Source organism: Streptococcus orisasini, from assembly GCF_001431045.1.
GTDB lineage: Bacteria > Bacillota > Bacilli > Lactobacillales > Streptococcaceae > Streptococcus > Streptococcus orisasini.
In genome coordinates, this window is record NZ_BCLE01000028.1 from 21,819 (window position 1) to 35,444 (window position 13,626).

The window sequence follows — 13,626 nt, forward strand, 5'->3', positions numbered from 1 at the left end:
CCTTATCCCTTGCTTAGCAAGGGATAAGCTTCTCTTTGATACGTCTATAAAGTCGATTTCTAGCAAATGATAATTTTTAATCTGCTCTTCATAATTATTAAATTATGATGTCAAAAAATGTCAAAAAGATTTTTCATACGAGAAAAGGAACGATCATCACCGACAAAATAAAGAGTATCGCCTTTTCTGACAGTGGCATAAGGACCTGGCGATAAAAGCAGCTCCCCCTGGCTTTTTAAAGCTACTACTGTTGCTCCTGTCTGATGCCACAAATTTAAATCTGCCAAGCTTTTGTTCAAATTGGCACTCTCACTGTCAAGGACTAATTCGAAGGGTTCGAATGGGAATTTTTTACGAATCAAGCTAGCCTGCGATAAGAGAACGTCAACCATCTTGCTCATTTCTTCCAGTTCTTCTTTTTGCTTAGTAAGGCTAGTCTGAATATCCTGTTTAATCTCTTGTAAGCCCGAAGTAGCTTCAAACTGCTCCAAAAACTCAATTGCCTTATCTCTTGAAACGACTGTAACCCCGCTGCCTTGCTTGACTGAAACAATATCTAAATCTGCCAATACATTAATTGCCTTTCGAGCTGTTTCGGGAGAAACATTAAAGTAACTGGAAAGGGTTGAACGGGATTTTAATTTTTGTCCCAGAGGAAATTTTCCATCAACAATCCGCTGAGCAATTCCGATGGCTACCTTTTGGTAACGAGGATTGCTGATCATTCTTTCTTTTACTGCCATTGCATTTACTCTACTTATTTTCTAAATAAAATTCAAATCGATCGCCAACATATTGGCTGCGAACATATTCAAAAGGGGTGCCATCTTCGAAAAAAGAAATTTGAGTCAGATTTAAGACAGCATGACCACGTGCAATATCTAAATAGTCAGCTGTTATTTCGCTGGCATTGCTAGCTGAAATGGTTTGCTGGCTTTTACCAATGACAAAGCCGTTATCGGTTAAGGTCTGAAAGAAATGTTCGGTAATTTCTTCCTTTTTAAAATTTTTAATAATTCTTTCGGGAATAGCGGCCACCTCAAAGACAACGGGAATATCATCGGCATACCGTACACGTTCCATTCGAATAACATGAGCATTCGGTTTAATATTTAAAAATTTAATTTCCTGCTCACTCGGATGTACCCGTTTATAAGAAACCACTTTAGTTGAAGGTGTCTTTCCTTGCGACTTGACAATCTCGGTAAAACTAGTTGTCCCCCGCATCTTTTCCTGGACTCGACTGCTGGCAACATAGGTGCCGCTTCCCACACGGCGCTCCAAAATGCCCTCTTCTACAAGCAGGGTTACAGCTTGTCTGAGTGTCATGCGACTGACCTCAAATCGATCTGCCAGATCGCGCTCACTGGGCAGACGGGCGCCTATTTTCCACAGTCCTTCATCAATTTCTTTCTTGATTTGATCGTGAATTCGAATATAAGCTGGTAACATGTCTCTCCTTGCTGCTAAAACGATTTTATACTAATGGTACCAAATTTAAAATTCTTTTGCAAAGGTCCTTAGAGCCTTCTGTGCTGTTTTATCAAGGTTTTTTCTGAAAATCTGCTGTCAAATACTGCAAATTATGCTAAAATAAGATGATTATGTCTTTTGCTAGCTAGCCTAGTGAAATGTGAAAAGAAAGGGAGACAATGACTGACATTAAAGACATTCAAAAAATCATCGTGCTTGACTACGGCAGTCAGTACAACCAACTTATTGCCCGCCGCATTCGTGAATTCGGTGTTTTTTCTGAATTGAGAAACCATAAAATTACAGCTGATGAAGTTCGAGCCATCAATCCTATCGGCATCATTCTTTCGGGAGGACCGAATTCTGTTTATGCTGACAATGCCTTTGGAATCGATGAAGAGATTTTTGAACTTGGTATTCCAATTCTTGGTATCTGTTATGGAATGCAGCTGCTGACCGATCGGCTGGGCGGCAAGGTTGTCCCAGCTGGAGAAACCGGTAATAGTGAGTATGGTCAGTCAGTCTTGCATTTAGCGGCTGATTCAGAGCTTTTTAAAAACACTCCCAAAGATCAGACCGTCTTAATGAGCCATGGGGATGCTGTCACTGAAATTCCTCAAGGATTCTGTCTTGTCGGCGAATCTACCGATTGTCCTTATGCTGCTATTGAAAATACAGATAAAAAAATCTTCGGCATTCAGTTTCATCCCGAAGTTCGCCATTCCGTTTACGGTAATGATATTTTACGTAATTTCGCCCTTAATATTTGCGGCGGCAGAGGAGATTGGTCCATGGATAATTTCATTGACATGGAAATTGCAAAAATCCGTGAACAAGTCGGCAGCCGCAAGGTTCTTTTAGGTCTTTCAGGCGGGGTTGACTCATCTGTTGTCGGTGTTCTTCTGCAGCGCGCAATTGGTGATCAGCTAACCTGTATTTTTGTCGATCATGGCCTTCTTCGCAAAGGCGAAGGCGATCAGGTTATGAAAATGCTCGGCGGTAAATTTGGACTTAATATTATTCGTGTTGATGCTTCAAAACGTTTCTTGGATCTTTTAGCGGGTATCGAAGATCCAGAGAAAAAACGCAAGATCATCGGCAATGAGTTTGTTTATGTTTTTGATGATGAAGCCAGTAAATTAAAAGGTGTTGATTTCTTAGCGCAAGGAACACTTTATACTGATGTTATTGAATCAGGTACAGAAACAGCTGAGACGATTAAATCACACCACAATGTCGGAGGGCTTCCAGAAGACATGCAGTTTGAATTGATTGAACCCCTCAATACACTTTTCAAAGATGAAGTCCGGGCGCTGGGCACTGCGCTTGGCATGCCGGATGAAATTGTATGGCGTCAGCCTTTCCCAGGTCCTGGACTTGCCATCCGTATAATGGGGAAAATCACTCCAGAAAAACTGGAAACAGTTCGTGAATCTGATGCTATTTTGCGTGAAGAAATCGCTGCGGCAGGCCTAAATCGGGATATTTGGCAGTACTTTACTGTTAATACCGGTGTTCGGTCGGTTGGTGTCATGGGTGATGGCCGGACTTATGATTACACTATTGCTATTCGCGCCATTACTTCTATTGATGGCATGACAGCAGACTTCGCTCGCATTCCTTGGGATGTTCTTCAAAAAATCTCTGTTCGCATTGTCAATGAAGTCGACCACGTCAACCGCATTGTCTACGATATTACCAGTAAACCACCAGCAACTGTTGAATGGGAATAAAAAACCACACTTAAAAATGCAGTAAAACGTTGATTTTACTGCATTTTTCTTGTTTGTAAATCGTTAATCTGAGATAAAAAGTTTTTGATACGAGCTGGATTAGCGAGCTTAGGTAAGATGACCAAGCCCAATTTTGAATATCAATGGCGTAAGCAAAATTAAGTCACACTCACCCTATATTATTAGCCATGGTTTTGCTGACTTCACATTGGAGACCAGCTCTATGACTGATTGGCAATAAACTCCAACAGTCTTTTTATTTTCCCCATAAAAAGTTAATCAGGACTTTATCGACTTGAGGATTTTCATGCAGTTTACTGTGACTAGCTAACTTTCCTGTGAAACGGTGTTCTTGATAAGATTTGGCTTTTTTACCAATAAGGTATTTTAAGGTTCGTGAGGAATCATTGGTCACAACCCCATCAGAACCATCTCCTATGTCCCCGTACAGATTTAAAACATCTACCTGATTTTCAGGATAAGATTGGCGCAACTGCAGCAAACGTTTATAAGCAGCTGTCATTTTATTGGGACGGCCAGTCTTCTTATCTACGGTTAATCCTTCAGGAAGCTCATAACCTTTGATACCATCAAAATGTCCGGCAAGATCCACCTGCTTTTGCAGTTGAGGCAGACTCTTATCCCCAGCATTGGCTAACATGTAAAAATTGATGGCCATATTTCCCATGGAGTGACCTACCATGTTCATTTTCTTGAAATGATAGGTTTTCTGTAGCTTGGTCACAACAGCTTTAGCGTATAGGGCATCAGTTTCATAATTGGTATTGCGATTGTCAGCAAAGTTCACTTTTACAATAGGATTTACGGCATTTTTAGGAATTGTACCTATTAGAGTTACCTGTCCCTTTTGATCAACATCTGCCAGAATAATTGTTTTAGTCACACCAGCACTTTTGGCGGCATTAACCATATGTGTCTCTGCATTAGCGCTGCTGCCATAGCCATGGAAGAAAATTGTTGGTGTTTTGGATTGAACATAGTCAGTTTTGTTTAAATCATGAGCCCAGCTTTGATAACAAAATAATCCCAAAATGATTGTAAGAGCTGTTAATAATCCGATAAGTAGATACTTCTTTTTCATTATAGTTGCTTTCTTTAATTAAAATCTGAAAATTCATTTTATCATACTTTTTAGAAAAATAGGAGAAAACTATATGTCAAATTATTTAAAATCAAAAAAAGAAACACTTTAAAATATTAAATATCTACAAATAGGTATATAAAAACGGCAAAAATTGATTTCAAGGAATCATGATTTTCGCCGTTTTTAATTTGTAAAAGTATTTTTCTAAAACAAGCCAAGGGCTGTTCCGTCTTCTGCAACATCCATATTAAGAGCTGCTGGCTTTTTAGGCAGACCAGGCATGGTCATGACATCACCTGTTAAAGCAACGATAAATCCTGCACCTAATTTAGGAACCAATTCACGGATGGTGATATCAAAACCTGTCGGTGCTCCCAGTAATTTTGGATCATCTGAAAAACTGTACTGGGTTTTGGCCATACAAATTGGCAATTTATCCCAGCCATTTTTAACAATCTGACCAATTTGTGTCTTGGCCTTCTTTTCGAAAACAACCTTATCAGCACGGTAGATTTCTTTAGCAATCTTAGCAATTTTTTCTTCAACTGAAAGCTCATTGTCATAGAGCCGCTCATAATGCGCTGGATTGTCGGCAATGGTATTGACGAGTGTATTTGCTAAGTCTATTCCGCCATCAGCTCCGTCAGCCCAAACACTTGCCAGCTCGACAGGAACATTAATTTCAGCGCACAATTCTCGTAAAGCAGCAATTTCTTCTGCCGTATCTGTGACAAATTCATTGATGGCTACTACTACTGGCACGCCGTATTTACGCATATTCTCAACGTGACGTGCTAGATTAGCAAAGCCTACTTTGACAGCTTCTGTATTTTCTTGGCTGAGGGAATCCTTAGCCACACCGCCGTTCATTTTAAGCGCACGAATAGTTGCGACGATAACAACAGCATCAGGGCTTGTTGGCAGGTTTGGTGTTTTGATATCAAGAAACTTCTCAGCTCCAAGGTCAGCCCCAAAACCAGCTTCTGTTATGGTATAATCTGCTAAACGAAGGGCTGTTGAAGTTGCAAGAACAGAATTACAGCCGTGGGCGATGTTAGCAAATGGTCCGCCGTGAACAAAGGCTGGTGTGCCGTAAATTGTTTGTACCAAGTTCGGTTTGATAGCTTCTTTTAGAATAAGAGCAAGTGCTCCTTGAACTTCTAAATCACGAACATAAACTGGGCTGCGATCAAAACGGTAGCCAATAACAATATTTGCCAAACGTTCTTTTAAGTCCTCAATATCTGTTGCCAAACAAAGGATGGCCATGATTTCAGAAGCTACAGTGATATCAAAACCGTCTTCACGCGGAATCCCGTTTATAGGACTGCCCAAACCAACTGTAACATGACGAAGGGCACGGTCATTTAAATCCACTACACGTTTCCAGATGATGCGGCGCTGATCTATTCCCAATTCATTGCCTTGGTGCAGATGGTTGTCAATAAGCGCTGCTAGAGCATTGTTGGCAGTGGTGATGGCATGCATATCGCCTGTAAAATGCAGGTTAATATCTTCCATGGGCAATACCTGAGCATAACCGCCGCCAGCTGCACCGCCTTTGATTCCCATAACAGGTCCTAAAGAAGGTTCGCGAATAGCAATCATGGCTTTTTTGCCTATTTTGTTGAGAGCATCCGCAAGTCCAATAGTTACAGTTGACTTACCTTCACCAGCCGGCGTTGGATTGATAGCAGTTACCAGAATCAGTTTCCCGGGTTCATTTTTTTCAACTGCTTTAATTTTATCAAAGGTCAGTTTGGCCTTATATTTACCATAAAGTTCAAGGTCATCAAAATCAATTCCCAGATTTTTGACAACATCTGCAATTGGCTGCAGCTCAATACTTTGTGCGATTTCAATATCCGTTTTCATGGCGGCTCCCATCCATATTTTTTCTTTATTATATCAAATAACAATAAAAAGCGCACTTTATTTAAATTAATAATTCTTAATGTTCGGTTTTTACATGGATTTTAGTGATGGCTTCGATCAGCAATCGGTTTTGGTCAGGAGTATTTGTAAGAACTTTTTTTATTTACTAAATCTTAAATTTACAGTAAAATAGCACTATGAAAATTTTGATTACATCCGGCGGGACTACTGAAAAAATCGACCAAGTAAGGGGTATTACCAACCACTCAACAGGCCGTTTGGGTAAACAAATAGCAGAGCGCTTTCTGGCTGCACAGCACCAAGTAACCTTAGTAACTACTGCTTCTGCTGTAAAACCTCCTAAACAAGAAGGCTTATCTACTGTAGAGATCTCAACAGTTGCTGACTTGATTGAAACTTTAGAACCCCTAGTCAAAACACACGATGTCTTGATTCACAGCATGGCGGTGTCCGACTATACACCCGTTTACATGACTGATTTCGAAGAAGTTGAAGATGCTGACAATTTGGCTCAGTTTTTGACCAAAGAAAATACGCAAACCAAAATCTCATCCCAAGCAGATTATCAAGTGCTTTTCTTAAAAAAGACGCCGAAAGTTATCAGCTTGGTCAAACAGTGGAATCCAGCTATAAAATTAATCGGCTTTAAACTTTTAGTCGATGTCGATAAAAAAAAGCTCTTTCAGGTGGCACGCACTAGTCTGAACTCTAATCAAATGGATTATGTTTTGGCTAATGATTTAAGCCACATTTCAGCAGACCACCATCTAGCCTATCTCCTAGATAATACTAATGCTTATAAGGCAAGGACAAAGGCTGAAATTGCTGATTTAATTTTTGAGAAGGTGACTGACCATGACTAAAAATATACTCTTAGCTGTCTCTGGCAGTATCTCAGCTTATAAAGCTGCTGATTTAAGTCATCAGCTGACTAAATTAGGCTACAATGTTAATGTCTTAATGACCGCATCAGCGGAGCAGTTTATCACACCCTTAACCTTGCAGGTTTTGTCAAAAAACCCCGTCCATACTGATGTGATGAAAGAAGACGATCCCCAGGCTATTAATCATATTGAACTGGCCAAAAAGGCTGATTTATTCTTACTAGCGCCAGCATCTGCTAATACTATTGCTCATTTGGCTCATGGTTTTGCCGATAATATGGTGACTAGTGTTGCTTTAGCCCTGCCGCCGGAAGTTCCAAAACTATTTGCTCCTGCCATGAATACCAAGATGTATGACAATCCTGCCACCCAGCACAATATGGATATGCTGCGACAATTCGGCTATGAGGAAATAGAGCCTCGCTCAAGCCTTCTGGCCTGCGGTGATGTGGGGCGCGGAGCTCTGGCAGACCTAGATACCATTGTCCAAAAAATAGAGGCCTTCTTATAGGATTTTATTGAAAAACTTGCCAGATCTACTGTAAACTTGTATACTAAAAATAGTTTACCGTTTTAAGGAGTATCCCATGAATAAAAAAAGAAAATCATCTGATATCGCTGTTATTGCTATCTTTTTTGCGGTTATGTTGATTATTCACCTACTTTCCAGTTTTATTTTTAACCTGTGGCCGGTTCCGATTAAGCCAACAATTGTCCATATTCCAGTTATTATTGCTTCTATCGTTTACGGTCCCCGTGTCGGAGCCATTTTAGGCAGTTTGATGGGCATGATTAGTGTTGTTAATAACAGCATTATTTTACTGCCAACCAGCTATCTCTTTTCACCTTTTGTAGAGCACGGCAATTTTAAATCTTTGATTGTGGCCTTGGTTCCTCGCATTCTTATCGGTATTTTCCCTTATTTTGTTTACAAAGTGCTGCAAAACCGTTTGGGACTTGTTTTAGCTGGTGCAGTTGGATCGGCGACAAACACAGTTTTTGTTTTGACTGGTATTTTTGTTTTCTTTGCTTCGGTGTATGGTGGCAATATTCAAGCCATGCTGGCTAGCATTGTTTCTGCAAATTCTATCGTAGAATTAATTATCTCGGCAGCCCTAACTGTAATCATTGTTCCTCGATTGATAAAAGTAAAAAAATAATCACGTGAAGGCGTGATTTTTTTTGCTGAAAGTGGTATAATGAAAGCGGTTAATTAAAATTAACGGAAATTTTCAAAAAGGAGTCTTGCACTATTATGGCATATCAAGAAACTTATCAAAAATGGTTCGATTACGCTGAACTTCCTGCCTATCTTCGCGAAGAGCTGCTTGCAATGGACGAAAAAACCAAGGAAGATGCCTTCTATACAAATCTTGAATTTGGTACAGCAGGTATGCGCGGTTATATCGGTGCCGGTACCAACCGTATTAATATTTATGTTGTTCGCCAAGCAACTGAAGGATTGGCAAAATTAATCGAAACCAAGGGTGAGGCTGTTAAAAAACGCGGTGTCGCCATTGCTTATGATTCCCGTCATTTCTCTCCAGAATTTGCCTTTGAATCAGCACAGGTTTTAGCTCAGCATGGCATCAAGGCTTATGTTTTTGAATCGCTGCGTCCTACACCAGAACTGTCCTTTGCTGTGCGCCACTTAGGTACATTTGCAGGTATCATGGTTACAGCCAGTCATAATCCTGCGCCATTTAACGGCTATAAGGTTTATGGAGAAGACGGCGGTCAAATGCCTCCTAGTGATGCCGATGCTCTGACTGACTTTATCCGTGCCATTGATGATCCATTTGCTATCGAATTGGCTGACTTGGAAGAAAGTAAGGCTTCAGGACTTATTGAAGTCATTGGTGAAGCCGTTGATGCTGAGTACCTCAAAGAAGTTAAGGGTGTTAATATCAATCAAAAACTGATTGATGACTATGGCAAAGATATGAAGATTGTCTACACGCCGCTTCACGGTACCGGTGAAATGCTGGCTCGCCGTGCGCTGGCTCAGGCTGGCTTTGAATCCGTACAGGTTGTGGAAGCACAGGCTGTGCCAGATGCTGACTTTTCAACTGTAAAATCACCAAACCCAGAAAATCAAGAAGCCTTCTCACTGGCTGAAGAACTGGGTCGTCAAGTTGATGCTGATGTTCTGGTTGCAACTGACCCAGATGCTGACCGCTTGGGAGTTGAAATTCGTCAGGCAGATGGTTCTTACAAGAATCTTTCAGGGAACCAAATCGGTGCTATTATTGCTAAATACATCCTTGAAGCACATAAAACAGCTGGTACTTTACCTGCCAATGCAGCGCTCTGCAAATCTATCGTATCAACTGAGTTGGTAACTAAGATTGCCGAAAGCTATGGTGCGACCATGTTCAATGTTCTGACCGGCTTTAAGTTTATCGCTGAAAAGATTCAGGAATTTGAAGATCATCACAATCACACTTATATGTTTGGTTTTGAAGAAAGCTTCGGCTATCTCATCAAACCATTCGTACGTGACAAAGACGCTATTCAGGCTGTACTTATTGTTGCAGAAATTGCTGCTTACTATCGTTCTCGCGGTCTGACTCTGGCTGATGGCATTGAAGAAATCTACAAAGAATACGGCTACTTTGCTGAAAAGACTATTTCCGTTACTTTATCAGGTGTTGATGGAGCCGCTGAAATCAAGAAAATCATGGATAAATTCCGTGACAATGGTCCTAATCAGTTCAATGCGACGGCTATTGCCAAAACGGAAGATTTCCAAGCACAAACAGCGACTACTGCTGCTGGCGTCGAAAAGCTGACAACACCTCCAAGCAATGTGCTTAAGTATACTCTGACAGATGATTCTTGGATTGCTGTGCGTCCGTCAGGAACAGAACCAAAAATTAAATTCTACATTGCGACAGTCGGCAACTCACTAGCAGATGCTGAAAGTAAAATTGCTACTATTGAAAAAGAAATTAATGACTTTATCAGCTGATTAGCAGAAACAGATAAAATTGATTAAATTAAAAGAACCTAGATTTTCAAATCTGGGCTCTTTCTTTTTGCTTTAAGTAGTGATGCGCTCTTGAGCTGTTTGCATTTGATAATAAACACCACGCTGCTTCATCAGTTCTTTGTGACTGCCCTGCTCAACAATATTGCCCTCTACCATAACTAAGATAAGATCCGCACTTTGGATAGTAGACAGACGATGAGCAATGATGAAACTGGTTCGATTTTTCATCAGTTTTTCAAAGGCTTCTTGAACTAAAATTTCTGTCCGTGTATCGATAGATGAGGTTGCTTCATCTAAAATTAATATTTTAGGAATGTCAACAAAAATCCGCGCTATGGTTAAAAGCTGCCGCTGTCCCTGTGACAGTGATTCCCCAGCATCCGCCAGATAAGTATCATAGCCTTGAGGAAGCTGCTTGATAAAGAAGTCGGCATTGGCTGCTTTTGCTGCTGCAATGACTTGTTCACGGCTGGCCTGAGGACAGCCAAAAGCAATATTTTCAAGGACAGTAGCCGTTTTTAGCCAGGTTTCCTGCAGAACCATGCCGATCTGCTGGCGATAAGAGGCTTTACTATAGGCTGTTATCGATTCTCCATCCAGCAAAATCTGACCCTTTTGCAAATCGTAAAAACGCATCAGCAAGTTAATCAGAGTTGACTTACCAGCCCCTGTAGGGCCGACAATTGCTACCTTGGAGCCTTTAGGAACATTGATAGACAAATCCTGAATGAGGGGCTGCTTATCATTATAAGCAAAGCTAATGTTATCAAAGGAAATGGCTCCTTTGACGGATTGACTGTTCAATTCTTTTTGTCCTTCATCCTTGGCCTCTTCCTCATCCAATATCATGTAAAACCGTTCAGCACAAGCCAAAGCACTTTGCAGTTCTGATAAAACAGATGAAATATCATTAAAAGGCTTGGTATACTGAGTGACATAATTTAAAAAAGTTGTTAATTGTCCGACAGTAAAACTCCCGCTGATAATCCGCAGAGCTCCGATACCGGCTAACAATGCATAAATCAAGGCATTAATAAAGCGAGTGGCAGGATTGACTGTTGACGAATAAAAGATAGCACCCTGTGAATATTTAGCATACTTATCATTAAGATGGGCAAAGGTATCGATAAATTCTTCTTGAGCATTAAAGGTCTGAACGAGACTCTCCTGCCGTAAACTTTCTTCAATATGCTGCGTAAAAGCGCCTCTGGCCTTTGTTTGGCTTTGATAAAGACGATAGCTCTTTTGAGCGATAAAACGGGCGACGAATAAAGAAAGTGGCGTCAGTGCCAATACCAGAACCATCATCAAAAAATCCAGCTTAGCCATGGTCAAAATGGTGAACAAAATCGTCAAAAGCCCTACAAAGAACTGATTAAAAACCATCAGCAAACCATTTGAAAGCTGTTCAACATCTGTTGTCATGCGACTGACCAAATCGCCAGCAGAGTGGCTGTCCAGATAGGACAAAGGCAGACGATAGAGCTTTTCAATCATTCCCTGGCGCAGTTTTTGACTGTATTTGAAAACCAGGCGATTGTAAATGAGAGGATTGACCCACTGAATCAAGGTGTTAAAAGTAACAACCAAAATCATTTTACCTAAAATCATCGGTAAAAGCTCGTGAACATTTTTAGCAACTACAGCATCAACTGCCTGACCGATTAGAACTGGCGAATAAACAGTCAAGCCGACTTGAATAAAGGTTCCAAGCAAAGCACAGAAAACCAATAATTTTTGCTGCATTATATCAGCCGCCAACCGTCTAAGGGTATTCTTATTGCTTCTTGCTTTCATTAGATTCCCTCCTCTTTTGGATGCTGTGAATAGTGAATCTCCTGATAAAGCGGGCAGGTTTCCAGTAATTCTTTGTGACTGGCAAGAGCAACTTGCTTACCTTGATCTAGAACTAAAATCCGATCTGCCTTAGACAGGCTATTCGTTCTCTGAGACACCATGATGAGAGTTGTTTCCTGAAGATTTCTCTTAATAGCAGCTAAGAGCTTTGCTTCTGTCAAGTAATCCAGCGCTGAGGTAGCGTCATCCAAAATGAGCAAGGGTCTATCACGCAACAAGGCTCTGGCAATTGTCAGCCGCTGTCTCTGACCGCCTGAAAAATTGCGGCCGAAGGCTTCTACCTGAGCATCCAACTGGCCTGCTTTTTGACGGACAAAATCACTAGCCTGCGCCATATCAAGCGCCCGCCAAAGTTCTTCATCTCCTACTATTTTATCCAAACCAAGTGTTAGATTAGAACGAACGGTTCCTTTAAATAACTCAGCTCTTTGCGGAACTAAACTAATCCAGTCGCGCCATTCTTTAATTGTACGAGCACTCTTACCACTGCGAAAGAGATTGACCTGTCCTTGCTGTGGTAAATAAAGGCGCATTAAAAGCTGAATTAGACTAGATTTACCCGAACCCGTTCCGCCGATAATGCCGAAAAATTCCTTTTTACGGACTGTAAATGAAATATCTTTTAAGGCTGCTTTAGCTGCCTGGGGATAAGAAAAACTCATATCGCTGACTTTGGCAAGACTGTCATCAGTTGCTGTCTCAACAACTAAAGGAGATGTTAGGTCTTCTTCTTTTTGTTCAAAAACCTGAGCAATTCTTCTGGCGCTGATGAAACTTTGATTTAAAGAAGAAACCAGCATGGTCAGTTTCAGAAGTTCAACCAGAATTTGCAGGAGATAATTGACCAAGGCAATCAGCATTCCTTGACTTAAATCATTGCTCTCAATGGCTGTCTGTCCCTGCCAGATAACGATTATCAAGGTTACATTGACTGCCAAATAGGTTAAAGGTGTTATTAAGGTTGCAATATAACCTGTTTTAATCTGCCAATTAGTATAATCTTGATTGGTTTGTTGGAACTGCTGCTCTTCTGCCTGTATTTGTCCAAAGGCACGAATGACACGGCTTCCTTCTAACTGTTCACGTGTCAGTCCAACTATTTTATCGGTCAGATGCCGGATCTTGTCATAGAGCGGATTTACTACAACAGACATCAGATAAACCAAGGCAAAAAGCACAAAAACCATAAGGAAAAACCAAATGGTAATTCTCGGATTTATTAAAAAGGCCATCAAAACCGAGCCAAAAACAATAATCGGTGCTCTCAGAAAAAGACGCAAGAACTGATTAATCCCTGTCTGAATTTGAAAGGTATCACTGACCAGCCGCGTTACTAAACTTGATGTTGTCAGTTCATCTCGGCTTTCCTTAGGCAGACGCATTATTTTTCCAAACAGGCTGTAACTGAGCTGTTTGGTATAGCCTACAGCTGCCTTGGCAGAATAAAATTGAGCAATGATGGCTACAATAATATTGGAAAAGGCCAGTAAAACAAGAAAGAAAATCATCAAATAGAGATGATTTTTGTCATTATGAGGGATGTAACGATCCACCATCCTAGCAATAACCAGCGGAACTAAAAGCTCCAAAGAAGCTTCTAAAAGCTTAAAAATAGGACCTAGAATGGTTTCTTTGAGATAGCCTTTAAAATAAATGAATAAGTGCTTCATCTAAAAACTCACTTTC

At 40.7% G+C, this 13,626-nt stretch carries 11 protein-coding genes; 5 read left to right on the top strand and 6 right to left on the bottom strand.

What is annotated here, in order from left to right; genetic code table 11:
- Positions 1-110 precede the first annotated feature (110 nt).
- Both SCSH_RS05055 and SCSH_RS05060 read right to left on the bottom strand, forming a co-directional pair.
- On the bottom strand, positions 111-743 hold the full coding sequence (locus SCSH_RS05055) for a GntR family transcriptional regulator (RefSeq protein ID WP_057490806.1): 633 nt from the start codon (positions 741-743) through the stop codon (positions 111-113).
- A 10-nt stretch (positions 744-753) separates the two neighbouring features.
- A complete protein-coding gene (locus tag SCSH_RS05060; RefSeq protein WP_057490807.1) occupies positions 754-1,452 on the bottom strand; it encodes a GntR family transcriptional regulator in 699 nt (232 codons plus the stop codon).
- 200 nt (positions 1,453-1,652) lie between these two features.
- On the opposite strand from SCSH_RS05060, the gene guaA reads away from it, so the two are divergent.
- Complete coding sequence (gene guaA / locus SCSH_RS05065; RefSeq protein WP_057490808.1) at positions 1,653-3,206, top strand: glutamine-hydrolyzing GMP synthase; 1,554 nt, start codon at positions 1,653-1,655, stop codon at positions 3,204-3,206.
- Positions 3,207-3,462: 256 nt separating this feature from the next.
- On the opposite strand, the gene SCSH_RS05070 is transcribed toward guaA, so the two are convergent.
- Together SCSH_RS05070 and SCSH_RS05075 are read right to left on the bottom strand one after the other, a co-directional pair.
- Entirely contained in the window at positions 3,463-4,311 is an 849-nt protein-coding gene (locus SCSH_RS05070; RefSeq protein WP_152972517.1) for an alpha/beta hydrolase, read from the bottom strand.
- A 204-nt stretch (positions 4,312-4,515) separates the two neighbouring features.
- Complete coding sequence (locus SCSH_RS05075; protein WP_057490847.1) at positions 4,516-6,186, bottom strand: formate--tetrahydrofolate ligase; 1,671 nt, start codon at positions 6,184-6,186, stop codon at positions 4,516-4,518.
- A 197-nt stretch (positions 6,187-6,383) separates the two neighbouring features.
- On the opposite strand from SCSH_RS05075, the gene SCSH_RS05080 reads away from it, so the two are divergent.
- The 4 genes from SCSH_RS05080 (at position 6,384) to SCSH_RS05095 (ending at position 10,062) form a co-directional block, all read left to right on the top strand.
- Positions 6,384-7,070 carry a phosphopantothenate--cysteine ligase gene (locus SCSH_RS05080; protein ID WP_057490810.1) on the top strand — a complete coding sequence of 229 codons (687 nt, stop codon included), beginning with the start codon at positions 6,384-6,386 and terminating at the stop codon, positions 7,068-7,070.
- Positions 7,063-7,602 carry a phosphopantothenoylcysteine decarboxylase gene (gene coaC / locus SCSH_RS05085; protein ID WP_057490811.1) on the top strand — a complete coding sequence of 180 codons (540 nt, stop codon included), beginning with the start codon at positions 7,063-7,065 and terminating at the stop codon, positions 7,600-7,602. Before SCSH_RS05080 ends, coaC begins: the two co-directional genes overlap by 8 nt.
- 76 nt (positions 7,603-7,678) lie before the next feature.
- On the top strand, positions 7,679-8,251 hold the full coding sequence (locus tag SCSH_RS05090; protein WP_057490812.1) for an ECF transporter S component: 573 nt from the start codon (positions 7,679-7,681) through the stop codon (positions 8,249-8,251).
- Positions 8,252-8,346: 95 nt separating this feature from the next.
- A complete protein-coding gene (locus SCSH_RS05095; protein ID WP_057490813.1) occupies positions 8,347-10,062 on the top strand; it encodes a phospho-sugar mutase in 1,716 nt (571 codons plus the stop codon).
- Positions 10,063-10,134: 72 nt separating this feature from the next.
- On the opposite strand, the gene SCSH_RS05100 is transcribed toward SCSH_RS05095, so the two are convergent.
- Entirely contained in the window at positions 10,135-11,880 is a 1,746-nt protein-coding gene (locus SCSH_RS05100) for an ABC transporter ATP-binding protein (protein ID WP_057490814.1), read from the bottom strand.
- Positions 11,880-13,610: an ABC transporter ATP-binding protein gene (locus SCSH_RS05105; protein WP_057490815.1), complete on the bottom strand. Its 1,731-nt coding sequence runs from the start codon at positions 13,608-13,610 to the stop codon at positions 11,880-11,882. The genes SCSH_RS05100 and SCSH_RS05105 overlap by 1 nt, the downstream gene beginning before the upstream one ends.
- Positions 13,611-13,626: the final 16 nt, after the last annotated feature.